The organism is Streptomyces sp. NPDC057939 (genome assembly GCF_042887545.1).
GTDB lineage: Bacteria > Actinomycetota > Actinomycetes > Streptomycetales > Streptomycetaceae > Streptomyces.
In genome coordinates this window covers 44,803-69,605 of the sequence record NZ_JBHVPG010000035.1, presented here as the reverse complement: position 1 = coordinate 69,605, position 24,803 = coordinate 44,803, and the positions used below count along the sequence as shown (strand labels likewise).

The 24,803-nt window shown below is 73.8% G+C and carries 18 protein-coding genes; 5 read left to right on the top strand and 13 right to left on the bottom strand.

The features are described 5' to 3' along the window. Window positions 1-8 precede the first annotated feature (8 nt). The gene (locus tag ACFVS6_RS29850) at window positions 9-3,344 is read left to right on the top strand and encodes an SCO5717 family growth-regulating ATPase (RefSeq protein WP_389708662.1); all 3,336 of its coding nucleotides are present in this window, start codon (window positions 9-11) and stop codon (window positions 3,342-3,344) included. Window positions 3,345-3,468: 124 nt separating this feature from the next. Here ACFVS6_RS29850 and ACFVS6_RS29845 read toward each other — a convergent pair whose 3' ends face one another. The 9 genes from ACFVS6_RS29845 to rimP form a co-directional block, all read right to left on the bottom strand. Then, a complete protein-coding gene (locus ACFVS6_RS29845) occupies window positions 3,469-4,434 on the bottom strand; it encodes a bifunctional riboflavin kinase/FAD synthetase (RefSeq protein ID WP_389708660.1) in 966 nt (321 codons plus the stop codon). 119 nt (window positions 4,435-4,553) lie between these two features. Next, complete coding sequence (locus tag ACFVS6_RS29840; RefSeq protein ID WP_389708658.1) at window positions 4,554-9,740, bottom strand: hypothetical protein; 5,187 nt, start codon at window positions 9,738-9,740, stop codon at window positions 4,554-4,556. Between the two features lie 255 nt (window positions 9,741-9,995). Further along, complete coding sequence (truB, locus tag ACFVS6_RS29835) at window positions 9,996-10,904, bottom strand: tRNA pseudouridine(55) synthase TruB (RefSeq protein WP_385572597.1); 909 nt, start codon at window positions 10,902-10,904, stop codon at window positions 9,996-9,998. Further along, window positions 10,901-11,353 (bottom strand): 30S ribosome-binding factor RbfA, encoded by a 453-nt coding sequence (rbfA, locus tag ACFVS6_RS29830; protein ID WP_281211222.1) that lies wholly within the window; start codon window positions 11,351-11,353, stop codon window positions 10,901-10,903. Before rbfA ends, truB begins: the two co-directional genes overlap by 4 nt. A 36-nt stretch (window positions 11,354-11,389) precedes the next feature. Further along, the gene (locus tag ACFVS6_RS29825; protein ID WP_389708656.1) at window positions 11,390-11,683 is read right to left on the bottom strand and encodes a DUF503 domain-containing protein; all 294 of its coding nucleotides are present in this window, start codon (window positions 11,681-11,683) and stop codon (window positions 11,390-11,392) included. Between the two features lie 237 nt (window positions 11,684-11,920). Further along, entirely contained in the window at window positions 11,921-15,043 is a 3,123-nt protein-coding gene (infB, locus tag ACFVS6_RS29820; protein ID WP_389708654.1) for a translation initiation factor IF-2, read from the bottom strand. 151 nt (window positions 15,044-15,194) lie between these two features. Continuing rightward, the gene (locus ACFVS6_RS29815) at window positions 15,195-15,482 is read right to left on the bottom strand and encodes a YlxR family protein (protein WP_281209765.1); all 288 of its coding nucleotides are present in this window, start codon (window positions 15,480-15,482) and stop codon (window positions 15,195-15,197) included. Between the two features lie 133 nt (window positions 15,483-15,615). Then, window positions 15,616-16,677 (bottom strand): transcription termination factor NusA, encoded by a 1,062-nt coding sequence (gene nusA, locus ACFVS6_RS29810; RefSeq protein ID WP_389708652.1) that lies wholly within the window; start codon window positions 16,675-16,677, stop codon window positions 15,616-15,618. A gap of 2 nt (window positions 16,678-16,679) precedes the next feature. Further along, window positions 16,680-17,192 carry a ribosome maturation factor RimP gene (gene rimP / locus ACFVS6_RS29805; RefSeq protein ID WP_389708651.1) on the bottom strand — a complete coding sequence of 171 codons (513 nt, stop codon included), beginning with the start codon at window positions 17,190-17,192 and terminating at the stop codon, window positions 16,680-16,682. 158 nt (window positions 17,193-17,350) lie between these two features. On the opposite strand from rimP, the gene ACFVS6_RS29800 reads away from it, so the two are divergent. Genes ACFVS6_RS29800 through ACFVS6_RS29785 form a run of 4 tightly spaced genes read left to right on the top strand, consistent with a single transcriptional unit; the run spans window position 17,351 to window position 20,199 of the window. Continuing rightward, window positions 17,351-17,920 carry a hypothetical protein gene (locus tag ACFVS6_RS29800; protein ID WP_389708649.1) on the top strand — a complete coding sequence of 190 codons (570 nt, stop codon included), beginning with the start codon at window positions 17,351-17,353 and terminating at the stop codon, window positions 17,918-17,920. After that, window positions 17,917-18,357: a ferritin-like domain-containing protein gene (locus ACFVS6_RS29795; protein WP_389708647.1), complete on the top strand. Its 441-nt coding sequence runs from the start codon at window positions 17,917-17,919 to the stop codon at window positions 18,355-18,357. The genes ACFVS6_RS29800 and ACFVS6_RS29795 overlap by 4 nt, the downstream gene beginning before the upstream one ends. Window positions 18,358-18,402: 45 nt before the next feature. Next, window positions 18,403-19,305, top strand: a complete 903-nt coding sequence (locus ACFVS6_RS29790; RefSeq protein ID WP_389708646.1) for an aminoglycoside phosphotransferase family protein — start codon at window positions 18,403-18,405, stop codon at window positions 19,303-19,305. Between the two features lie 42 nt (window positions 19,306-19,347). Beyond that, the gene (locus ACFVS6_RS29785) at window positions 19,348-20,199 is read left to right on the top strand and encodes a slipin family protein (protein WP_389708644.1); all 852 of its coding nucleotides are present in this window, start codon (window positions 19,348-19,350) and stop codon (window positions 20,197-20,199) included. On the opposite strand, the gene ACFVS6_RS29780 is transcribed toward ACFVS6_RS29785, so the two are convergent. The 4 genes from ACFVS6_RS29780 to ispG form a co-directional block, all read right to left on the bottom strand. Next, entirely contained in the window at window positions 20,196-21,896 is a 1,701-nt protein-coding gene (locus ACFVS6_RS29780) for a proline--tRNA ligase (RefSeq protein WP_389708643.1), read from the bottom strand. The genes ACFVS6_RS29785 and ACFVS6_RS29780 overlap by 4 nt on opposite strands. A gap of 43 nt (window positions 21,897-21,939) precedes the next feature. Then, complete coding sequence (locus ACFVS6_RS29775; protein WP_389708641.1) at window positions 21,940-22,524, bottom strand: GNAT family N-acetyltransferase; 585 nt, start codon at window positions 22,522-22,524, stop codon at window positions 21,940-21,942. A gap of 83 nt (window positions 22,525-22,607) precedes the next feature. Continuing rightward, window positions 22,608-23,453 carry a GNAT family N-acetyltransferase gene (locus ACFVS6_RS29770; protein WP_389708639.1) on the bottom strand — a complete coding sequence of 282 codons (846 nt, stop codon included), beginning with the start codon at window positions 23,451-23,453 and terminating at the stop codon, window positions 22,608-22,610. A gap of 138 nt (window positions 23,454-23,591) precedes the next feature. Then, window positions 23,592-24,749: a flavodoxin-dependent (E)-4-hydroxy-3-methylbut-2-enyl-diphosphate synthase gene (gene ispG, locus ACFVS6_RS29765; protein WP_385572591.1), complete on the bottom strand. Its 1,158-nt coding sequence runs from the start codon at window positions 24,747-24,749 to the stop codon at window positions 23,592-23,594. Window positions 24,750-24,803: the final 54 nt, after the last annotated feature.

Sequence of the window (24,803 nt, the reverse complement as noted above, 5' to 3'; positions counted from 1 at the left end):
AGGCACCAGTGACCGGCGATCGGAACGAGAGGCGCGGCGGGACGTGGGACGTCCCGACGGACGATCAGTCCGACGCGGAGCCCGAGGGGACGGGCGAGTTCACCATCGACTACACCCCGCCGGCCTGGTACACCCAGGGCGCTCCCGCCCAGGACGTCCCCGGCCTCCCCGAGGGCAGCGGCTTCGAGCCGCACCGCCCGTCGGACGTGGTGTCACCCCCGACGATGCGGATCACCCCGCCGGCGGTCCCCCGGCAGCCGCCGGTGCCGGTGCCGGTGCCGGCGGAGGGGGATCCGGGGTTCGCGGAACCCCTGACGGACGTGAGGGCCGTGGAGGCCGAGGAGGTCGTGGAAGCTGCGGAGTTCGACCCGAAGCCGGTCGAGGTCCCGCCGGTCTTCCCGCCCTCGCCGTTCCCGCCCGCCCCGACCCACGCCCCGGACCCGGCACTCGCGGCGGGCCCGGACAGCACGGGCAGGGCCGACGCCCCGGGCACGGCCGAAGTCGCGGTGGCGCACGCCCCGGGTGGGTACGCCGACCCGGACCCGGCCAACGCCCCGGGCGCGGCCGTCACGTCGGACGCGGCCGGCGTGCCGACCCCTGTCGACCCCCCGGCTCCGGCCGACGCCCCGCGCACAGCGGGCGCGCATGCCCCCGCCGACACCCCTGACGCGGCCGGAACGTCGGCTGCCACCCCGGCTCCGTCCTACGCCCCGGCCGTGGCGGACCCCCCGGCCGTACCCCAGGCTCCGGGAGCACCGCGCACCGAGTCCCCCGTGCAGGACACGCCGCCCGCGCCCTACGCACCCCCGACGCCGGCGTTCCCTGCCGCCCTCGGCGACATCCCGCCCGCTTACCCGGCGGTGCCCTCGGCCCCGGGAGCGCCCCGCGCGGAACCCCCTGCGCAGGACGCGCCGCCGCCCACGCCCTACGCGGCCCCGGCACCGTCGTTCCCTGCCGCGCCCGCCACGCCAACCCCCCTTACGGACAGCCCGCCCGCGGCACCCTCCTACGCGGCCGTACCGCCGCCCCCGGGAGCACCGCGCGCGGAATCCCCCGTGCAGGACGCGCCGCCCTCGGTCCCGGCGCACCCGGCCGCGCCCGCCGTGGCAGCACCTGTCGCGGACGCTCCCCCGGTGGCACCCGCCCACCCCGCCGCGCCCCGCGCCGAGGCCCCTGTCGCGGACACGCCGCCCCCGAACCCGTACCAGCACCCGGCCGCGCCGGCCGAGGAACCGCAGGCCAAGGCCCCCATCGCCGACGCCCCGCCCGTGGCACCCGCCCACCCCGCCGCGCCCCGCGCCGAAGCACCGCTCGCAGCACCGGCGTTCCCCGTTGCGGAGACGGGGGCGGCACCGGTCGCGGATGCCGCGCCCGGCCCCTACGCGCAGCCGGTCGTGCCGGCGCCCGCCGAGGAGCCCCTCGCGGACGCGGCACCCGCCCGCCCCGCCGCGCAGGCACAGGCGCCGGCACCGTACCCGCCCGCGGCACCTGCGGATCCGGCCACCGGAGCGCCCGTCGCGGACGCCCCTCCCGCGCCCTACCCGGCTCCCGTGCCGGCCGCCGCGCAGGTTCCGGGGTTCCCGGCGCCGCCCGCCCCGGGCGGCGCGGCGGAGCAGCCGGCGTCCGACGCCGGGGTGTCTCCTGCGGGCCCCGAACAGGGCCCGTACGCATCGCCGGTCGCCCCGGCGGATGCCCAGCAGTCGCCCGGGGAGCCCCCGTTCGGGGGACCCGGTGGTGAACTGCCGTCGCTGCCGTCCGAATTCACGTACCCGGGCGCATCGCAGGGCTCCGGCTTCCCGCCCACCGGGCAGCAGCAGCCGCAGCCCGGCTACGGCTTCCCGCAGACTCCGGCTCAGCAGCAGGAGCAGGCGCAGGCGCAGTCACCCCAGCAGCCCCAGGGCTACGGCTTCCCGCAGGAGCAGGCGCCGCAGCCCCAGCAGCAGCAGGGCTACGGTTTCCCGCCCACCGGCCAGCCGCAGCCGGGGTACGGCTTCCCCCAGGCACAAGCGCAGCCCCAGCCCCAGCCCCAGCCCCAGCCCCAGGGCTACGGTTTCCCTCCCGGCGCCCCCCAACCCCAGGCCGACCCCCGGGCCTCCGCCGCCCAGTGGTCCCCCGGGGCCCAGCCGCCGCCGCAGCCCCAGTCGCAAGCCCAGCCGCAGGCGCAACCGCAGCAGGCCGCCCCGTACCAACAGCCCGGCCAGGGCCACGGCGGGGCGCCGCTCGGCTACACCGCGGCCGTCGAGCTGTCCTCCGACCGGCTGCTGCGCTCCAAGCAGAAGCCGAAGGGCGGCCGTTCCGGCTTCCGTTTCGGCGGCAAGGCCGCGGAGGCGGACCGTCAGCGCAAGCTGGAACTGATCCGCACGCCGGTGATGTCCTGCTACCGCATCGCCGTCATCAGCCTCAAGGGCGGCGTCGGCAAGACCACGACCACCACCGCCCTCGGCGCCACCCTCGCCACCGAGCGGCAGGACAAGATCCTGGCCATCGACGCGAACCCGGACGCCGGTACCCTCGGTCGCCGCGTGCGCCGCGAGACGGGGGCGACGATCCGCGACCTGGTGCAGGCGATCCCGTACCTGCACTCGTACATGGACATCCGGCGGTTCACCTCGCAGGCTCCCTCCGGTCTGGAGATCATCGCCAACGACGTGGACCCTGCCGTGTCGACGACCTTCAACGACGAGGACTACCGCCGCGTCATCGAGACCGTCGGCCGCCAGTACCCGATCATCCTCACCGACTCGGGTACCGGGCTCCTCTACTCCGCGATGCGGGGCGTGCTGGACCTGGCAGATCAGCTGATCATCATCTCGACCCCGTCCGTGGACGGTGCGAGCAGCGCCAGCACCACCCTCGACTGGCTCTCCGCGCACGGCTACGCCGAGCTCGTCGCACGCTCCCTCACCGTCATCTCCGGGGTCCGCGAGACCGCCAAGATGATCAAGGTCGAGGACATCGTGCAGCACTTCGAGACCCGCTGCCGCGGCGTCGTCGTGGTGCCGTTCGACGAGCACCTCGCGGCCGGCGCCGAGGTGGACCTCGACCTGATGCGACCCAAGACGCGTGAGGCGTACTTCACCCTCTCCGCACTGGTCGCCGAGGACTTCACCCGGGCGCAGCAGCAGGCGGCGCAGGCGCACTGGGGCACGCCCCGGTCCGACCAGCAGCCGTATCCCCAGCAGCATCAGCAGCCCCAGCAGCCGGGCCCGTACCAACAGCCCCAGGCGCCGCAGCAGCCGTACGGCCAGGCCTACCCGCAGCCCGGCCAACCCTGGCAGCAGCCCCAGGCACCGCAGGCACCCCAGCAGCCCGGCGGGCCCCCGCGCGACCCGCGCCTCGGCTGACGGATTCGGGCACGGAAACGGAAACGCAGGGCTGACGCGCGGAGGGCCCGTACCGTCCAGGAAGACCTGGGACGGTACGGGCCCTCCGGCACGTTCGCGGTGCGGGCTCCGGGCTGCCGGCCGCTCAGCGCCCGGCGCGCTCGCTGTCGTAGGCGTCGGTCAGCACCCGGGAGCGCTTCACGTCGTCCGCGATGGCCTCCAACAGGCCGTCCAGCGACTCGAACTTCGCCATGCCCCGCACGTACGCGAGGAAGTCCACGGCGACGTGCATCCCGTAGAGGTCCAGGCCGATCCGGTCGATCGCGTACGCCTCGACGGTCCGCTCCGTGGCGTCGAACTGGACGTTCGTGCCGACCGAGATCGCGGCCGGCATCCGCTCGCCGTCGGCCGTCAGCCAGCCCGCGTACACGCCGTCGGCCGGGATCGCGGTGTGCGGCTGCGTCTCGACGTTCGCCGTCGGGTAGCCGAGCTCGCGCCCGCGCTGCGCTCCGCGCACGACGACGCCCTCGACGCGGTGCGGGCGGCCCAGGATCTCCCCGGCGCCCTCGACGTCGCCCTCGGAGACCAGTCGGCGCGCCAGCGTGGAGGAGAACGGAACGCCGCCGCCCGCCTCCCCGCGCACGACCAGGTCCACGACCTCGACCTCGTAGTCGTAGGTGGCGCCCAGCTCGCGCAGGAAGTCGACGTTGCCGGCGGCGCGGTGACCGAAGCGGAAGTTCGGGCCCTCGATGACGGCCTTCGCGTGCAGCTTGTCGGCCAGCACCTTGACGATGAAGTCCGCCGGGGACAGCTGCGAGAACTCCGCCGTGAACGGCAGGATCAGCAGCGCGTCGACCCCGAGGCCCGCCATCAGTTCGGCACGGCGGTCGTACGAGGCGAGGATCGGCGGGTGGCTGCCCGGCCGCACGACCTCGCTGGGGTGCGGGCTGAAGGTGACGACGACCGACGGGAGGCCGAGCTCGCGAGCCCGGGCGACGGCCCGTCCGATGATCAGCTGATGTCCGCGGTGCACACCGTCGTAGGAGCCGATGGTGACGACGCTGCGTCCCCAGTCCTGGGGGATGTCCTCCAAGCCACGCCAGCGCTGCACTGTGACCGCTCCTCGCCCGAACCCGTGTAGTCCCTGTACCGATTGCCGATTGCAGGTCTAAGACTGCCATGCCGGTGGCCGGGGCCCCGCATCGGCGTCGGCGTCGGCCCGCTGCCGCCTCACGTGATGTCCGGGACGGTCCTGCTGAGCGTCTCCACCGTGCGCCGCGCACCCGGCCCGAGCAGCGCGGCGGCCTCCGCCCCCGCCTGTGCGAGCCACCGTGCGACGAGCGCGCCGAAGGCCGGGTCGGTCCGGACCAGCTCGACCGTGCGGTGCTCGAACTCGGTGGGACCGCCCGGGATCCGCAACAGCTGCCGACCGGCCCGCCGGAGCAGCTCACGGGTCCGCTCCTCGGGGCGGGCGCGCGTCCCGGCGGCGAGGGCGTCGAGGAAGACGCCCAGCACCGCGGGGTCGCCCTCCTCGCGCAGCAGCGCGTCGGCCAGCTCGCCGCGCAGCCCGTACGGGGGTGCCGCGCCGGGGGCGCCCAGCACCCGGGCCAGCTCGGCCCGTACGGGCGCCGGCCCGGTCCGCAGCAGCTCCAGTACGAGGGGGCGCACCACGGACACCGCGGCCGGCCCCTGGTCCAGCCGCCGGTCCACGAAGGCGGCGGCGTGCGGGGCGTCCTCGGGGTGGCACGCAAGGTGCTCCCGTACGAGGTCACCCGCGCGGCGGGCCAACCCCGGCGTGGTCAGTGCGGCCAGGGCGCGGAGCACCTCCCCGTCGGCGCGGGCGCGCAGCGCGGCGAACACCGTGTCCGGGTCGGGGAGCACCGGCAGCGCCGCGACCAGCGCGGACGCGGGCAGCCGGGAGCCGCGCCCGGGGTCGCGGAAGCAGGCGAGGGCGTCGGGGAGGTAGCGGGCCCGGGCCTGGGGGTCGCGGAGCAGGATCCCGAGGGCGCTGCCGTGCAGGGCGCCGTCGGTCGGCCGGGCGAGCAGCGCCAGGGCGGCGTGACGCAGCAGCTCCCGGTCGGCCGGGGTACGGACGTGGGGTGCGGTGGCGAGCCCGTACGCGGCGGCGGCGACCCGGCGTCCGGGCCGCTCGTCGTGCGCCCAACGCTCCACGGCCCGGCACAGGGCGGAGGGCTCGTCCTCGGCGAGGGCCGCGAGGAGCTCGTCGGCGCGGTGGTGCGCCGCACTCACCAGGGCCTCGGTGAGTTCGTCCACGGCGGGGCCCCGGTGGGTGTGCAGGAGGGCCTGGGCCGCGTTGGCGACCGTCGCTCCCGGGCGGTCGCGCAGCCGGCGTTCGTCGGTGAACCAGCCGCAGAGCAGGGGCTGGACGAGCCGCGGGGACCGCACGAGGCGGCGGGCGGCGGCGTCGAGGTAGCGGTGGTCGGCGGGCAGCAGGCGGCGGAGCAGGTCGAGCCGGTCGGCCTCGGACAGCCGGAGCCGGTTCCAGAACCAGCCGCCGAACTCCTCGGGGCCGGCCCGCGCCACGTGCTCGGCGAGGGCGTGCAGGACGGGCAGGTGCGGGGTGGCGTCGGCGGCCCTCAGCAGGGACTCGCGCAGCAGGCGGCCGGCCCACCAGACCCGGTCGGGGTGAACGGCCGGGGTCTGCTCCGCGAACGTGTTGAGGGCGCCGACCAGCCGGGTCAGCCGGGCTCCGATCTCGGGCGGGGGCAGCCGGCGCAGCGCCTCCAGGACGGGCCCGACGCGGTGCCGGGGCACCGGCGGGCCGGGCTCGGCGGGGCCCGAGTGAACCAGGGCGTCGAGTGCGGTCGGCACGTCGAGGTGGCCGGCCTGGATCCAGTCGGACAGTTCCTCGTGCGCGAAGCGGTAGCCGCCGGGCCCGGCCGGCGCGAACAGCCCCTCGGCGAGGACGGCGGAGGCCCAGCCGGTGCGCCGCGGGAACAGTTCCTCGAAGTCGGCACGGTCCAGCCGTCCCTGTGCCAGGCACCGCCGGGCCGCCTCGTGCACCCGCCCGGCCACCCGCGCCGCGAGCCGCCGCGCCCCGGGCCCGTACACCCCACCGAGACCACTGCTGCCGCAGGCGGCGGGGGCTTCGGCTTCGGCTTCGGGGACACCGACTCGGGAGGAGCCGCTCCGGTGAACGCCCGGGTAGGCGACGCCGTACCCGTCGGCACCCGGGAAACCGAAGTCGAACCCATCAGCACCGGTCCGAACGGAGCCGTACCCGTGCCCGTATCCGTACTCGTGCCCGTCGACGCCGGGCCGGGCGGGGTCGCGTGCATCGGCGCCCGGGTGGGACGGCCCGCAGACGCCGGAGCCCCGGCACTCCGGACCACGGCGCTCCGGACCACGGCGCTCCGGCCCCTGCCGGTCGGAGTCCGGGACGCCCGAGTCGCTCGGGCCCGCGCTCCCCGCCCCGGGGTCGCACCCGCCCGGTCCGTGCACACCGGAGCGGTTGCCGCTCAGCCCCTCGTGGCCTGCAGCGTCGTACGCACCCGGACCCTGCCCGTCGGGGCCGTCCACGACCTGCCCCGGCACGTCGGGACCCGCCTCCCGCGGCCCGCTCCCGGCCGCGCCGTGCGGGCCCGGGCCCCGAAGTCCTCCGCTGCTCACGCCGAGGCCCTGCACCCCGAGGTCGCGCACGCCGATGCGGTGGCTCCCCGGACCGTCCGAGCCGTGGCTGCCCTGACCGGCCGTACCCGTACTCATGGCTGCCGGTTCGTGAACGCCGGTCCAGCAGCCGTTCAAGCCGCGACCGCCCTGGTCCAGGGCGCCCCAGCCGCCTGCCCCTCGGCCACCCGCCTTCGAAGCGCGGAAGGCCGAACCGGTCACACCGGGGTCCCCGGCCACCGAGTCGTGCCGGACGCCGGTACGGCCGTCCCCCGAACCTTCGCCGGCAGCGACGCGGAAGCCCGATCGCTGCATGCAGGGGCTGCCCGCTGCGGGAACGAAGGTGCCCGAACCGCCGGGGTCCCCGGCCGGGGTGACGGACTGTCGCGGGGCAGAACCGTCCCCGGCGGGGTCGACCGACCCGATGCGGCGGCCCCGGGGCGCGGGCCGGGGGCCCTGCGGGCCCGAGGACGACGGGAACGCGCCCGAGGTGGCGATCCGGACCGCCACGCGAAGGGCCACCAGGTCCAGGTGCGCGGCGAACACCTCGTCCCGGCCCGGGCATCCGGCGGTGACCCCGGCTGCACGGATCCCGGAGAGCAGGCGCAGGGTGAGAGGATGCCGCGCATCGGCCTCCTGAATGCCGTCGGCGGGGATCCCGTACCGGGCACGGGCGGTCTCCGCACCATCCGGGTCCAGGTCTCCGACGGGAAGCGAGGCCGGCAGCCGCCGGGCGGGGCGGGCCGGGGTGTGCAGCACCTCGGGCGGGTACAGGGCTCCGGCCCGCTCCCAGTACTCGGGCCGCGTGGCCACGGCGAGCCGGGCTCCGGTGGAACGCAGCCACGCGACGGTGGCTCCGGTCCACGCCCCGAGGCGGCGCGAGAGGTGCGGCGGCATCTCCTCGGGCGCGTCCAGCACCACCAGCAGCGGCCGCCCGGCCGCCCCCGCGACCCGGCACAGCCGCTCGGCAATACCCTCCACGGTGGCCCCGACCTGCGACCCGCCCGCCGGGCCGAAGCAGCCCGATCCGCCGGATCCGCTCAACCGGGCGACGGTCTCGGACCAGTCGGGGTCGCCCCATCGACTCGGACCCACCCTCCCACCGGGGACACCCACCCCGCCGGGCCCTCCCGATGGGCCGTGCGGAACCGACGGCCCGAAGCCCGCCTGCCCGCCAGAGCTTCCCGACCACCGGAAGGTTCCGGATGCGCCGAAGTCGACGGGCCCGTCCAGGCCGTCCGCCCGCCCCACCCCGATCAGCGGGCGAGAACTGCTGCCGGCTCTGACGGAATCGATCGCCCCGCAGACGCCGGCGCCCGCCTGCACCGGCCCGATGTCCGGCCCCACCCCTCCCGAACCCGCACCCGCCCTTCCCTCGCCGACCCAGCCCGCGGCGAACGCTCCGGGCCCTTGGGCCGGCCCTCCCCCTGCCGCCGCCCACGCTCCGGATCCGACACGTCCGCCGCCGTCACCGGCCGCGACATCGCACCCAGCCCCGAGACCGGTTCCCTCCCCCGAAACCTCGCCCGATCCGCCTCCGGAGTTCCCCGCCCCCGCGCCCCCACCGACCCCTGGATCCGACGCCGTTCCGGGATCCCACCCGACCCGGATCCCCGCACCCGCACCGAGCCCGGAGCCCGACCCGCCACCCGACTCGGCCCCCGCCCCCTCCCCCGCCACCACGTCCGCGGCCGACGCCAAGGCCCGGGAGACCGCGTCGGCCAAGGAGGCGTCGTCATCCCGCAGGTCCGCACCCCGCAGCCACAGGGTGGGGGCGGGGCGGGGGTCGGCGGAGCGTTCGGCGGTCAGGCCGGCGAGGGCCGTGGTGCGGCCGGTGCCGGGGTTTCCGACCAGGCCGAGGACGAACCGGTCCCCGGCGGTGAAGGCCGCGAGGTCGGCGGCGAGGGCCGGCCGGACCACCGGTTCGGGTTCCGGCTCCGCCCCGGGCCCGCCCACCGGGCATGCCGCACGGGCGGTGGCCGCGGTCAGCTCCAGGGCGCCCGCGAGGTTCAGGTCGGCTCCGTACCCGGGCACGGTCGCGGAGTTGCGGTCCAGGAGGCGCGCGAGGGGCCCGCCCGGGGCGGCCGCTGCGGCTTTCCGCAGGGGCAGGGCGAGGATCCCTGAGCGGTGCTCCGCTTCCAGAGCGGTGCCCAGTACGGCGAGCACCGCCCCCGTCGCGGCGTCCAGGACCGGCCCCCCGCCGGCCCCTCCGCCCGGACCGAGGGCGTCCCGCCCGGCGGTACCGATGGCCAGCTCGACCGTGACGGGCAGCACGTGGGAACGCTCCGCCGCGCTGTACCTGACCCCCGCACCCGGCCCGAGCACCCGCGCCTGTCGCCAGCCCCCGGCGAGGAGCCGTACGTACGTCCCGACGGGAAGCCCCTCCCGCACCGCGACCGGAAGCGGCCGCAGCCCCAGGCCGTCGGTCCGCACCAGGGCCAGCGCCACCTCGGGCAGCGGCGTCACGTCGGCCGGCTCGGCGAGCCAGGTCCGCCCTCCCGGCGCGTGCAACACGACCGGTCCCGGTCCGTCGACGGCGTCGTGGCTGGTGATCACCGTGCCACGGTCGTCGGCCAGGAACCCGGTCCCGCGCGGCCGGCCGGCCGCGTCACGGATCCTGACGAGCCCCTCGGCCCCCGGTCGCCCCCCGAGCACCGTCTCCCCGACCGCGCCCGGCGCCGCGCACCCGCCCCGGTCACCGTCGCCGACGCCGTCCGCGACTCCGTCTGCGGTGCCGTCCTCGGCCGCGCCGAACTCCGCCGCCGCACCAGCCGTGACCTCGTCCGTCATCGCCGCACCACTCCCCCGCCGCGAGCTCCGTGCTCATGACGGTAGGCAAGTGAAGATCAGCACGAAAAGAACGCGAGGCGAACGCGCCCCCGTACGCTCCCTCCATTCACTCCGAGCGCCTGCTCGGACGGGTGAACAAGGGGCTCGGTGTGGATAGAGACTTAGCCGAGGGGGGTCGTGGAGCGGTGAGCAGCAGACCTTGTGCGCTCACCGCTCCACGTCAACACGCAACCCTCGCGCTCCGGGGCTCAGCCCTCAGACGAAGACCGCCAGCGACTTCGCCTTGCCGCCCTTGCTCTCCACGAGCCCGAGCAGTTGACCCTGCGGCCCGTACACGGCGACCGTGCGGCCGTCCCGGTACTCGTCCGGCATCTCGATCCGCACCCCGTTGCCGAGGAGCGAGGCCCGGCGGGAGTCCAGGTCCCAGCGCGGGAAGGCGGCGGCCGCGGCCTCGCCGATCGGCATGACGGTCAGCTCCTCCTGGAGCTGGTCCAGGGTGCGGGCCTTGTCGAGCTTGTACGGGCCCACCCGCGTGCGCCGCAGCGCCGTCAGGTGTCCGCCCACGCCCAGGTCCGCACCGAGGTCACGGGCGAGCGCGCGGATGTACGTACCGCTGGAGCAGACGACGGAGACGACCAGGTCGACGACCTTCGTGCCGTCCTCGGCCTCCGCCTCCCGCATGTCGTACACCTGGAACGACGAGATGGTCACCGGGCGGGCCGGGATCTCGAAGTCCTCGCCGTCACGGGCGCGCTTGTAGGAACGCACGCCCTTGATCTTGATCGCGCTGACCTTCGACGGGACCTGCATGATCTCGCCGCTCAGCTTGGCGATGCCCGCGTCCACGGCCTCGCGGGTGACCCCGGAGGCGTCCGTCGACGAGGTGATCTCGCCCTCGGCGTCGTCCGTGAGGGTGTACTGCCCGAGACGGATCGTCCCGAGGTACTCCTTCTCCGTCAGCGCGAGGTGACCGAGGAGCTTGGTCGCCTTCTCGACGCCGAGGACGAGGACACCCGTCGCCATCGGGTCGAGGGTGCCGGCGTGGCCGACGCGTCGGGTCCTGGCGATCCCGCGCATCTTGGCGACCACGTCGTGCGAAGTGAAGCCGGACGGCTTGTCGACGATGACAAGGCCGTCCGGAGTCTTCCCTGCTTCGGTGCTCATTCCGCGGCTGCGTCCTCGTCGTCCTCGTCGCCCGGCTTCTTGTACGGGTCGGCGTCGCCGGCGTACTTGGCGCCGGAGGACACCTCGCGCACCTGGGCGTCGGAGGTGCGCGCCTTCTCGAGGAGGTCCTCGATGGTCTTCGCGTTCTCCGGCAGGGCGTCCGCGACGAAGGTCAGGGTGGGCGTGAACTTGGTTCCCGCCGCCCGACCGACCGCGGAACGCAGTACGCCCTTGGCGCTCTCCAGACCGGCAGCCGCGCTGGCCCGGTCCTCGTCGTCACCGTAGACCGTGTAGAAGACCGTGGCCTCCCGCAGGTCGCCGGTGACCCTGGTGTCCGTGATGGTCACGTGCGTACCGAGGCGGGGGTCCTTGACGCCGCGCTGCAGCTTCTCGGCCACCACCTCCCGGATGAGGTCCGCCAGCTTCTTCGCCCGCGCATTGTCGGCCACTGGTCCGTCTCCTTCTTTTTTCTTGCAGACAAGCAATCAGTCTTCATCACCGTGGAGGCGCCGTCGTACCGACAGCAGCTCCACTTCAGGACGCGCCGCGACCAGCCTCTCGCAGCGGTCCAGTACGTCCGACACGAAACTCACGTCGCCACTCACCAGGGCCACCCCGATACGGGCCCTGCGGTGCAGGTCCTGGTCGCCCACCTCGGCCGCGCTCACCGAGAACTTGCGTTGGAGCTCGGCGACGATGGGCCGGACGACGGAGCGTTTCTCCTTCAGCGAGTGAACGTCGCCGAGGAGCAGATCGAAGGACAGAGTCCCCACGTACATGCAGTTCCGGATGTCCCGCCGGTTCGGGTTCGATGGCCTGCCGGGCCGTCGTCCGACAGGTACCCGCCGAGTCGTCGTCCGGCGGGTTCACCCGGCCGTGTGCGGCAGGATCACCGGACGTTCGGCTGGGTCATCAGAACCGTACACGCAACGGCCGGGGCCGATCGACGGATATTCCGCCGACCGGCCCCGGTGTCACGAGCTACGAACTACGAGCCTGTGCGATGTGCCTCGCGCTTACGCGCGGGGCTTCTCGCGCATCTCGTACGTCGCGATGACGTCGTCGATCTTGATGTCGTTGTAGGAACCGAGGTTGATACCGCCCTCGAAGCCTTCGCGGATCTCGGTGACGTCGTCCTTGAAGCGGCGCAGACCGGAGATGGTGAGGCTCTCGGCGATGACCTTGCCATCGCGCAGGAGCCGCGCCTTGGTGTTGCGCTTGACCTCGCCGGAGCGGATGAGGACACCCGCGATGTTGCCCAGCTTGGACGAACGGAAGACCTCGCGGACCTCCGCCGTACCGAGCTCGACCTCTTCGTACTCCGGCTTGAGCAGACCCTTGAGGGCCGCCTCGATCTCCTCGATGGCCTGGTAGATCACCGAGTAGTAGCGGACGTCGACACCCTCGCGGTCCGCCATCTGCGCGGCACGACCGACCGCACGGACGTTGTAACCGATGACGATGGCGTCGGAGCCCATCGCCAGCGAGATGTCCGACTCGGTGACCGCACCCACACCGCGGTGCAGGACGCGGATGTCGACCTCTTCGCCGACGTCGAGCTGGAGCAGCGAGGACTCGAGAGCCTCGACGGCACCGGAGGAGTCACCCTTGATGATGAGGTTGAGTTCCTGGACGAGACCGGCCTTGAGGACCGAGTCGAGGTCTTCCAGGGACACCCGGCGGACGCGCTTGGCGAAGTTGGCGTTGCGCTCACGCGCAGCACGCTTCTCGGCGATCTGACGGGCGGTGCGGTCCTCGTCGACGACGAGGAAGTTGTCGCCGGCGCCGGGGACGTTGGTGAGACCCAGGACCAGGACGGGGGTCGACGGACCCGCTTCCTCGATGTTGTTGCCCTTGTCGTCGAGCATGGCGCGGACGCGGCCGTAGGCGTCGCCCACGACCATCGTGTCGCCGACGCGGAGGGTACCGCGCTGGACGAGGACGGTGGCGACGGCACCGCGACCACGGTCGAGGTGGGACTCGATCGCAATACCCTGAGCGTCCTGCTCCGGGTTGGCGCGCAGGTCGAGCGAGGCGTCGGCGGTGAGGACGACGGCCTCCAGCAGGGAGTCGATGTGCAGACCCTGCTTGGCGGAGATGTCGACGAACATCGTGTCGCCGCCGTACTCCTCGGCGACCAGACCGAACTCGGTGAGCTGACCGCGCACCTTGACCGGGTCGGCACCCTCGACGTCGATCTTGTTGACCGCGACGACGATCGGGACGCCGGCGGCCTTGGCGTGGTTGAGCGCCTCGATCGTCTGCGGCATGACGCCGTCGTTGGCCGCGACCACGAGGATCGCGATGTCGGTCGACTTGGCACCACGGGCACGCATGGCGGTGAACGCCTCGTGACCGGGGGTGTCGATGAAGGTGATCTTGCGGTCTTCACCGTTGACCTCGGTGCCCACCTGGTAGGCGCCGATGCCCTGCGTGATGCCGCCGGCCTCGCCCGCGACGACGTTCGTCTTGCGGATGGCGTCGAGCAGTCGGGTCTTACCGTGGTCGACGTGACCCATGACGGTCACGACCGGCGGACGCGGCATGAGGTATTCCTCGCCGCCCTCGTCCTCGCCGAACTCGATGTCGAAGCCCTCGAGGAGCTCGCGGTCCTCTTCCTCCGGGCTGACGATCTGGACGACGTAGTTCATCTCGCCGGCCAGCATTTCGAGCGTCTCGTCGGAGACGGACTGCGTGGCGGTGACCATCTCGCCGAGGTTCATCATCACGGCGACGAGCGACGCCGGGTTGGCGTTGATCTTCTCCGCGAAGTCGGTGAGGGAGGCACCGCGCGACAGGCGCACGGTCTCGCCGCCACCGCGCGGCAGCATGACGCCGCCGACGGACGGGGCCTGCATGGCCTCGTACTCCTGGCGCCTCTGACGCTTGGACTTGCGACCACGACGGGCCGGACCGCCGGGACGGCCGAAGGCACCCTGCGTGCCACCACGGGCACCGGGACCACCGGGACGCCCGCCGAAGCCGGGACGACCGCCGCCACCGGCGCCGGCAGGACCGCCACCGAAGCCACCGCCGGGACGGGGACCGCCGAAGCCGCCACCGCCGCCGGGACGCGAGCCCGGACCGGCCGGACGACCGGCGAAGCCGCCGCCCGCGGGACGACCGGCGCCACCGGGACGGGCACCGCCCGCACCGGGACCACGGCCACCGGGGCCGCCACCGGGACGGGGACCGGGACCACCGGCAGCGGGACGCTGCGGCATCATGCCCGGGTTGGGACGGTTACCACCGGGAGCACCACCGGGACGCGGGGCGCCGCCCTGCGGACGCGGCATGCCGCCCGGGGTCGGACGGGCGCCACCGGGACCACCCTGCGGACGCGGAGCGCCACCGGGGCCGCCCTGCGGACGGGGAGCACCCTGGCCGCCACCGGCGCCGGGGGCACCGGGACGGGGAGCGCCGGCCGGACGGGGCGCCTGCGGGCGCGCCATGCCGGTCGAGCCACCGGAGGTGAACGGGTTGTTGCCCGGACGGGGACCGGCCGGACGGGCGCCCTGGGGGCGCGGGGACTGGGCACCGCCGGCGGCGGGACGCTGTCCCTGACCACCGGGGGCGTTGCCGGCCGGACGCGGGGCGCCGGGACGGGCGCCACCCTGGCCACCCTGACCCTGGGCCGGACGCTGCTGCGCCGGACGGGGGCCGGGGGCGGCGGCGGGACGCTCGGTGCGCGCCGGAGCGGCCGGAGCCGCCGGGGGCGCGGAGAACTCGGTCGCCACGGGCGCCGCCGGAGCGGGCTTCGGGGCGGCCGGAGCCTTGGGACCGGGACGCGGGCCGGAGGCGGCCGGAGTCACCGGGGCGGGCGCCGCGGGGGCGGCCGGAGCCTCGGCGACGACCGGCTTGGGGGCCGGTGCACCGGGCTTGGGGGCAGCGGGACGCGCCGGGGACGGAGCCCCCGGCTTGGCGGGTGCGGCGCTGCGGGGCGCACCCGGCTTCGCAGCGGACTTGCCGGCGTTGCCGCCGGGCCCCTGCAGTGCGTCGGTCAACTTGCGTACAACCGGCGCCTCGATCGTCGAGGACGCCGAACGGACGAACTCACCGAGTTCCTGGAGCTTGGCCATGACGACCTTGCTCTCAACTCCGAACTCCTTTGCGAGTTCGTATACCCGGACCTTAGCCACTTCGCTCCTTTTAGGTCCGGGTTACGCCGGACCGTCGCTACTTCATGGGCGTACTCATCGCGTACTCATCGAGTGCTCATCGCAATCTCGACCTACTTCCAACTCGCGAGGTACCTGACCGCACGGGTTACCCGTGCCGTTCTTCTTGCTCTTACGGTGTCGCCTCGGCCGGTACGGCCAAAGCTGTGCGCAGTTCCGCCGTGTCGAGCGCTCCGGCGGACCGGAGGGCCCGGGGGAACGCCCGGCGGCGGACCGCCTGGTCGAGGCAGACCACGGCGGGGTGCACGTAGGCACCCCGGCCGGGCAGCGTACCGCGTGGATCGGCGACGCATTGGTCACCGATCGCCACGATGCGCAGCAGATCGCTCTTGGCCGCTCGCTCCCGACACCCCACACAGGTTCGTTCGGGGCATGCGCGGGCTTGCGTCCGGCCAGACACGCCTAAGTCTACCTCCCCGTAGCGACCTCACCCCTTCAGGTGAAAAATCGAACGGACGTCGTGGTGATCCTCAAGGGACTCCGATGTTTCGGAGTCCCTGTCTACCGGCCGAGAACCCCCGACCGGTACCGGTTTATTCCCGGCCGCGCCCGTGGTCGCGGCCGCCGTCACGGTCGGCGCCGCGGTCCGAACCGCGGTCGCGGTCGTCCCCGTCGGCGGCCGGCTCGGTGTCCGGGCGGATGTCGATGCGCCAGCCGGTGAGGCGGGCGGCGAGGCGGGCGTTCTGGCCCTCCTTGCCGATGGCCAGCGACAGCTGGTAGTCGGGCACGGTGACCCGCGCGGAGCGCGTGTCCCAGTCCACGACGTCGACCGCGCTCACCCGGGCGGGTGACAGGGCGTTCGCGACCATCTCCGCCGGGTCGTCCGACCAGTCGACGATGTCGATCTTCTCGCCGTGCAGCTCGGCCATGACGTTGCGCACACGGCTGCCCATCGGGCCGATGCAGGCGCCCTTCGGATTCAGGCCGGAGCGGGTCGACCGAACGGCGATCTTGGTGCGGTGACCGGCCTCACGGGCGATCGCGGAGATCTCGACGCTGCCGTCGGCGATCTCCGGGACCTCCAGCGAGAAGAGCTTCTTCACCAGGTTCGGGTGGGTGCGCGACAGGGTCACGGACGGACCGCGGACACCCTTCGCCACCCGTACGACGTACGCCTTCAGGCGCAGGCCGTGCGTGTACTCCTCGCCGGGCACCTGCTCCTGCACCGGCAGGATGGCCTCCAGCTTGCCGATGTCGACGAGGACGTTCTTGGGGTCCTTGCCCTGCTGGACGACGCCGGTGATGACGTCGCCCTCGCGGCCGGCGAACTCGCCGAAGGTCAGGTCGTCCTCGGCGTCGCGCAGACGCTGGAGGATCACCTGCTTGGCGGTCGTCGCGGCGATGCGCCCGAAGTCCGACGGCGTGTCGTCGAACTCCTTGGGCTCCTGGCCCTCTTCGAGGTCCCTCGGATCCTCCGTCGCCCACACCACCACGTGACCGTTGGTGCGGTCGAGCACCACACGGGCGCGGCGGAAGCTGCCCTCGGTGCGGTGGTACGCGATGAGGAGGGCCGACTCGATCGCCTCGACGAGCAGGTCGAAGGAGATCTCCTTCTCGCGGACCAGACCCCGCAGGGCACTCATGTCGATGTCCACGGCTACGCCTCCTCTTCCTTCTTGTCCTTGCGGTTGAACTCGATTTCGACACGCGCCTTGGCGATGTCGGCGAACGCGATGCGGCGGGTGGTCGCCTTGCGGCCCTTCACACCCGGAACTTCCAGGTCCATGCCCTCGTCATCGACGTCGAGGATGCGGGCGATCAGTTCACCGGCACCCTTTTCACCATCGGAGGCCAGCTGAAACTTGACGAGACGGCCGGTCGCCCGAACGTAGTGACGGTGCTCGGTGAGCGGGCGGTCCGCGCCCGGGGAGCTGACTTCGAGGACGTACTCGTCCTCGCCCATCGCGTCGGAGGCGTCGAGCGCGTCGGACACCTCACGACTCAGCTCGGCACAGGCGTCGAGTTCCACACCCTCATCGGAATCCACGATGACCCGCAGCATCCGGCGCTTGCCCGCCTTGGACAGCTCGATCTCCTCGAGGTCCAGGCCCTTGGCGGCGACGAGCGGCTCCAGCAGTCCGCGCAGCCTGTCGCTCTGGGTGGTGCTCATCCGGGTGACTCCTCGGCCGCGTGTGCTGTTGTGGTTTTCCGTCGCGTGTCAGGTCAAAGGGTATCCGGTCGCGGGGGGTGTTGCCGTCCGCGCTGCGGACGGCACCCCCGGGTACCGTGATCACACCCTGTCCCGCCTTCACCCCGAGGACGACGCCCGTGCCCTGGACCCTGCCCTTGAGGCTCTCGCGTAGGCGCCTGCTCGTCGGAGCCGCCGGCGCGGCCGGGGCCGTACTGCTCCCCGGGTGCTCCGGCGGGGGCGACCCGTCGGACGCCGACACCGGCGCACCGCTCGAACGGCGCATGCGGGAGGCCGCCGTTCGTGACAGCGAGCGGCTGCTGGAACGTTACGACGCCACCACCGCCGCCCATCCGGCGCTCGCCGCACGCCTCGCGCCGCTGCGGACGGCCGTCGCCGCGCACGTCGCGGCCCTGGCCCTGCCGGGCCCGACCGCCCCCACGCCTTCGGCCACGGGCAAGCCGCTGTCCGCCGGTGCCTCCGGGACGCCCTCGGGGTCGCCGTCGGCGCGCCCCGACCCGGTCCCGCCCAAGGAGGCGGACGCCCTGACCGCGCTGGCGGACGCCGAACGGGACCTGTCCGAGGCCCGCACCGTGTCGCTGGCCGGCGCGCCCGGGGAACTGGCCCGACTGCTGGCCTCGGTGGCCGCGTGCGGTGCCGTCCACACCTACCTGCTGACCTCCACCCCGACCCCGGGAGCCGCTTCGTGAAGCCCGAACCCTCCCCCGCCGGCCGCCCCCTGGAGGCCGCGCAGGCCGCGCTGGCCGCCGAGCACTCGGCGGCGTACGCCTACGGGGTGATCGGCGCCCGTGCCTCGACGGCCCGGGCGGCCGAGGCGCGCGAGGCCTACGGCGGCCACCTCGCCCGCCGGGATTCCCTGACCCGGACGGTGCGGGAACTGGGCGGCTCGCCCCGTCCCTCGGAGGCGGCGTACGCCCTGCCCTTCGAGCTGCGCGGGCCGGCGGACGCCGAGCGGCTGGCCGCCGAGATCGAGGACCGGGTGGCGGGCGCGTACTCGGATCTGGTCCGGGCGGCGGACGGTCCGCTGCGCCGCGAGGCGGCCGACGCGCTGAGCGCCGCGGCCGTCCGCGCGGCACGCTGGCGCGGTGTCGGCGTAGCCTTCCCTGGGCTCACGGAAAAGCGCTGAGGAGGCGCGACGGGGCCCGGCACAGCTGAAAGGGACCACGCACGCATGGCTTTCGAACCGCCGCAGCGGCTTGTACGGGCGCTCGGCGAGATGCCCGGGACGGCGCAGGACACGGACTGGCTGGGGCAGTTGCCCCGGCTCGCCGAGGAGGCACTCGCCCGGCGGGACGTGTCCGCCCAGCGGGTCCAGGCCCCCGGCGGCCGCAGCAGTCTGGTGCTCCTCGTCCACTACTCCGACGGCACGCCGGCGGCTCTGAAGATGGCCCCGCCGGCCGCCCGGCCGGACCGGGAGCTCGCCGCGCTGGCGCACTGGGGCGGCTTCGGGGCCGTACGGGTCCTCGACTCGCGCCACCACGAGGACGACGGCGGGCTGCTCCTGGAGCGGCTCCACCCCGAGGTGTCGCTGCGTTCGCTGCCCGAGGCGAAGGCGCTGCTGGAGGCCTGCGGCACGCTGCGGCGGCTGTGGGTGGAGCCGCCGCGGGAGCACGGGTTCGAGACGGTGGCCGAGCGGACGGCCGCCCAGTGCGAGGCCCTGCGCACGGCTCCGCCGGAGCTCCGGGCGCTCGCGGACACGGCCGTGGCACTGCGGGGCGAGCTGACGGCGGTGCCGGGCGAGGAGCTCCTGCTGCACGGCAACTTCCGGCAGGGCAAGGTGCTGGCCGGGGAGCGGGCGCCGTGGCTGACGGTGGGTCCCGATCCGCTGGTCGGCGAGCGGGCGTACGACCTGGCCCGACTGGTCCGGGACCGCCTGGAGGACCAGGTCGCGTCCTCCACGGGGGCTGCCGGGGCCCGGCGGCGGGTGAACAAGCTGGCGGACTCGCTGGAGGTGGACCGCGAGCGGCTGCGGGGCTGGACGGTGTTCCGCGCGGTGGAGTCGGGCAACCGCGCGCTGGCCGCCGGACGGCGTCGGGACGCGGAGCTGTTGCTGGAGTTCGCGGCCTGGTTGTAGGGCATACCGTAGGTAGGAAGGTATGTCCGGCAGGGGGCCGTCATGGTCGAAGAACTGCTGACAGCGGCGATCGCCGCGGGTGTCGGGGTGGTCGCGTACGCGGCGGCCGCCGCCCGGGTGGTGAAGCAGTACGAGCGGGGCGTCGTGTTCCGTTTCGGCCGGCTGCGCGAGGGTGTCCGCGGCCCCGGATTCACGCTCGTGGTGCCGTGGGTGGACCGGCTCCGCAAGGTGAACATGCAGATCGTGACGATGCCGGTGCCGGCCCAGGAGGGCATCACCCGGGACAACGTCACGGTGCGGGTCGACGCGGTCGTCTACTTCAAGGTCGTCGACGCGGCCGACGCGATCGTCGAGGTGGAGGACTACCGGTTCGCGGTGTCCCAGATGGCGCAGACGTCCTTGCGGTCGATCATCGGCAAATCGGATCTGGACGACCTGTTGTCGAACCGCGAGCAGCTGAACCAGGGGCTGGAGTTGATGATCGACAGTCCGGCGGTCGGGTGGGGCGTGCAGATCGACCGGGTGGAGATCAAGGACGTGTCGCTGCCGGAGACGATGAAGCGGTCGATGGCGCGCCAGGCGGAGGCGGACCGCGAGCGTCGCGCCCGGGTGATCAACGCGGACGCGGAGCTGCAGGCGTCGAAGAAGCTGGCGGAGGCGGCGGCGGTGATGTCGGAGCAGCCGGCGGCGCTCCAGCTGCGCCTGCTGCAGACGGTGGTCGCGGTCGCCGCGGAGAAGAACTCGACGCTGGTGCTGCCGTTCCCGGTGGAGTTGCTGCGCTTCCTGGAACGCGCGGCGCCGGGCGCCCCGCCGCCCCCGCCCCCGCCGCCGGCCCCACCGGAGGTGGAGGCCGGGGCGGAGAGCGGCGCGGAGGACGCCGGAGGGACTGCCTAGGCGTTCGTGAGGCGGGCCAGCGCCTCCTCCAGGGGGAGTTCCTCCCGCGTGCCGGTGGCCCGGTCCTGGAGTTCGACGACGCCGTCGGCCGAGCGGCGGCCCGCCACCAGGATGTGGGGAACGCCGATCAGTTCGGCGTCGGTGAGCTTCACGCCGGGTGACAGGCCGGGGCGGTCGTCGAGCAGGACCCGTCGGCCGGCTGCGGCGAGCGCGTCGGCCGCCCGTTCCGCGAGGGCGAGCGGGACGGCCTTGCCCGCGGCGACGACGTGCACGTCGGCCGGGGCCACTTCGGCGGGCCAGCACAGTCCGCGGTCGTCGGCGGTCTGCTCCGCGAGCGCGGCGACGGCGCGGGAGACCCCGATGCCGTAGGAGCCCATGGTGACCCGGACCGGCTTGCCCTCGCGGCCGAGGACGTCGAGGCCGAAGGCGTCCGCGTACTTGCGGCCCAGCTGGAAGATGTGACCGATCTCGATCGCCCGGTCGAGCCGCAGCCCGGCCCCGCAGGCGGGGCAGGGGTCGCCCGGCTCGACGACGACCACGTCGAGGTACCGGTCCACCTCGAAGTCGCGGCCGCAGACCACGTTGCGGGCGTGGGTGCCCGCCCTGTTGGCGCCGGTCACCCAGGAAGTGCCGGGCGCCACGCGGGGGTCGGCGAGGTAGCGGACCTTCTCCAGGCCCTGCGGGCCCACGTAGCCGCGTACCAGGTCGGGACGGTCGGCGAAGTCCTCGGCGGTCACGAGTTCCACGACCGCGGGGGCCAGGTGTTCGCCGAGCTTGCCGAGGTCGACCTCGCGGTCGCCGGGGACGCCGACGGCCACGATCTCGCCGTCGACCTTCACGAGGAGGTTCTTCAGGGTCGCCGAGGCGGGGACGTCGAGGAAGGCCGCCAGGGACTCGATGGTCGGGGTGTCGGGGGTGTCCAGCTCCTCGACGGGCCCGTGTTCGCCCGTGACCGGGGCGAGGGCGAAGGTGACGGCCTCGGTGTTGGCCGCGTAGTCGCAGGAGGGGCAGTCCACGAAGGTGTCCTCGCCGGCCCCGGCGGGCGCGAGGAACTCCTCGGACGCCGAACCGCCCATGGCCCCGGACACGGCCGACACGATGCGGTGGTCGAGCCCGAGCCGCTGGAAGATCCGTACGTACGCCTCGCGGTGGAGCCGGTAGGACTCGGCGAGGCCCTCGTCGGAGACGTCGAAGGAGTACGAGTCCTTCATCTGGAACTCGCGTCCGCGCAGCACGCCGGAGCGGGGGCGGGCCTCGTCGCGGTACTTCGTCTGGATCTGGTAGAGCATGACCGGCAGATCCTTGTAGGAGGTGCACTGGTCCTTGACGACGAGGGTGAAGATCTCCTCGTGGGTGGGGCCGAGCAGGTAGTCGGCGCCCTTGCGGTCCTTGAGCCGGAACAGCAGGTCGCCGTACTCCGTCCAGCGACCGCTGACCTCGTACGGTTCCTTCGGCAGCAGCGCGGGGAGCAGCACCTCCTGGGCGCCGATGGCGTCCATCTCCTCGCGGACGACGCGCGTGACGTTGTCCAGGACCCGCTTGCCGAGCGGCAGCCAGGTCCACACGCCGGCGGAGCTTCGCCGTACGTAGCCGGCCCGGACCAGGAGGCGGTGGCTGAGGGTCTCGGCGTCGGCCGGGTCCTCGCGGAGGGTCTTGGCCATGAGGCGGGACATGCGCTGCACGTGTTGCGTAGACATGTCCGGAGGCTACCGGGGGCGGCGGGGGCCCCGACAACCCGTTTCAGGTCCGGTGGCCGGGCCGGAGCAGCGGCAGGGGGGCTCCCATGACGGCGTACGGGAGGCTCGCGCTCGGGAACTGGACGCGGCGGGCGAGGTCCTGGTAGCCGAGGGCGGCGTAGAGGCCGCGGGCCGGGCTGTCGGTGTCGATGGCGGAGAGGATCGAGCGGGGTTCGTCGGCGCTGTCGGTGATCCGGGTGATGAGGGCGCGGCCGACGCCGCGGCCCTGGAATCCGGGGTGGACGTGCAGTTCGGTGATGACGAAGGATTCGTCGAGCCAGCCGTCGGCGCCGCAGGCCCGCAGGTACGGCTCGACGATCGTGGACCACCAGTGGCCGCGGTCGTTGGGCATGCCGTAGACGAAGGCGGCGAGGGCTCCGTCGTCGGTGAAGGCGCCGAGCGCGCGGGCGCCGCGGCTGGTCATGTGGCGCTGGACGATGTAGCGCCGGATGCCGACCTCCTCCTCGCTGAGCCCGAAGGCCACGGCCTGCACGCGCAGGGCTTCGTCCACGCGCTCGGCGAGGTCGAGGGGGCCGATGCGGAGTCCGGCGGGCCGTGCGGGGTCGTCGCCCCCGGGGGTAGGCAGCATGCGGCGACCTTACTTCGGGGTAGGGGCGGTGCGGTACGGCCCGGGCGGCGAAAACGGCCGCGGCGGGGGCGCGGGCGGCCGGTTCAGAACAGGACGCTCATGAACTCGCCGGTCTCGCGGAAGCCGACCCGCCGGTAGGCGGCGCGCGCGGCGGTGTTGAAGTCGTTGACGTAGAGGCTGACGACGGGCGCCACGTCGCGCAGGGCGTGGGCGACGACGGCGGCCATGCCGGCCTCGGAGTGGCCGCGGCCCCGGTGGGCGGGGTCGACCCACACGCCCTGGATCTGGCAGGCGCGGGCGGTGGCGGCGCCGATCTCGGCCTTGAAGACGACCTTGCCGTCGTCGATGCGGGCGAAGGAGCGGCCGGTGCCGACGAGCTCGGCGACGCGGGCCTGGTAGAGGAGTCCGCCGTCGCCCGCCATCGGGGAGATGCCGACCTCCTCGGTGAACATGGCGACGCAGGCGGGCATGATCAGGTCCATCTCGTCCCGGCGGACCCGGCGGACGCGGGGGTCGGCGGTGACCGTGGTGGAGGGCTGTTCCATGACCATGAGCGGCTGGCGGGAGCGTACGTCGCGGGCGGGGCCCCAGCTGGGTTCGAGGAGCTGCCACAGCAGCCGGGTGGCCTCGGCGGGGCCGACGATGGAGGAGCAACGGCGGCCGGTGCGGCGGGCGCGTTCGGCGAAGGCGCGCACGGCGTCGGGTTCGGCGCAGACGGGGACCAGGTTGGCGCCCGCGTAGCAGAGGGAGCGTAGCTCGCCGTCGGTGTACCAGCCCCACATCTCGCCGCCCAGGCGCCAGGGGTCGAGGCCCGCGACCTGGACCCGGGAGGCGACGAAGGCGTTCTCGACCGGCGCGCGCCCGAGGACTTCGAGGGCGGCGTCGAGATCACTGGGCTCAAGGACCCGGGTCGTGGTCTGCGTCAACACTGGGGCCTCACCATGCAAGTCCGCTGATCTCCGCACTGTACCCGGCGAGGCCTCGGGATGCCGCCTCCCGGGGTCACGAAAGAGCCCCGGCCCCGGCCCCGAGCTGGGGGAACGGGGCCGGGGCCGCGGTCGTGGGAACTACACGCCGATGGCCACGGTCGGCTCGCCGGAGGGGATGCCGTCCTTCTCCATCTGCTCGGCGATCTTCATCGCCTCTTCGATGAGGGTCTCGACGATCTTCGACTCGGGGACGGTCTTGATGACCTCGCCCTTGACGAAGATCTGGCCCTTGCCGTTGCCGGAGGCGACACCGAGGTCGGCCTCGCGGGCCTCGCCGGGGCCGTTGACGACGCAGCCCATGACGGCCACGCGCAGCGGGACCTCCATGCCCTCCAGGCCCGCCGTGACCTCCTCGGCCAGCTTGTAGACGTCGACCTGGGCGCGGCCGCAGGAGGGGCAGGAGACGATCTCCAGCCGGCGGGGCTTGAGGTTCAGCGATTCCAGGATCTGGTTGCCGACCTTGACCTCCTCGACCGGCGGGGCGGAGAGGGAGACGCGGATGGTGTCGCCGATGCCCTCGGAGAGCAGCGCGCCGAAGGCGACGGCGGACTTGATGGTGCCCTGGAAGGCGGGGCCGGCCTCGGTGACGCCCAGGTGCAGCGGGTAGTCGCAGGCGGCGGCGAGCTGGCGGTAGGCGTTGACCATGACGACCGGGTCGTTGTGCTTGACCGAGATCTTGATGTCGCCGAAGCCGTGCTCCTCGAAGAGGGAGGCCTCCCACAGCGCGGATTCGACCAGCGCCTCGGGGGTGGCCTTGCCGTACTTCTTGAGCAGTCGGGCGTCGAGGGAGCCGGCGTTCACGCCGATGCGGATCGGGGTGCCGGTGTCCTTGGCGGCCCGCGCGATCTCCTTGACCTTGTCGTCGAACTGCTTGATGTTGCCCGGGTTCACGCGGACGGCGGCGCAGCCGGCGTCGATCGCGGCGAACACGTACTTGGGCTGGAAGTGGATGTCCGCGATGACCGGGATCTGCGACTTCTTCGCGATGACGGCGAGTGCGTCGGCGTCGTCCTGCGTCGGGCAGGCGACGCGGACGATGTTGCAGCCGGAGGCGGTCAGCTCGGCGATCTGCTGGAGCGTGGCGCCGATGTCGGACGTGCGGGTGGTGGTCATCGACTGCACCGAGATGGGTGCGTCGCCACCGACGGCCACGGAACCGACCTGGATCTTGCGGCTGACTCTGCGGTCGGCAAGCTTCGTCGGCACGGCCGGCATTCCGAGTGAGATGGCAGTCATCTGCTGTGCAACCCCAAGGTGTGGATCGAGGTCCCGAGATCGGCGGGCTCCAGT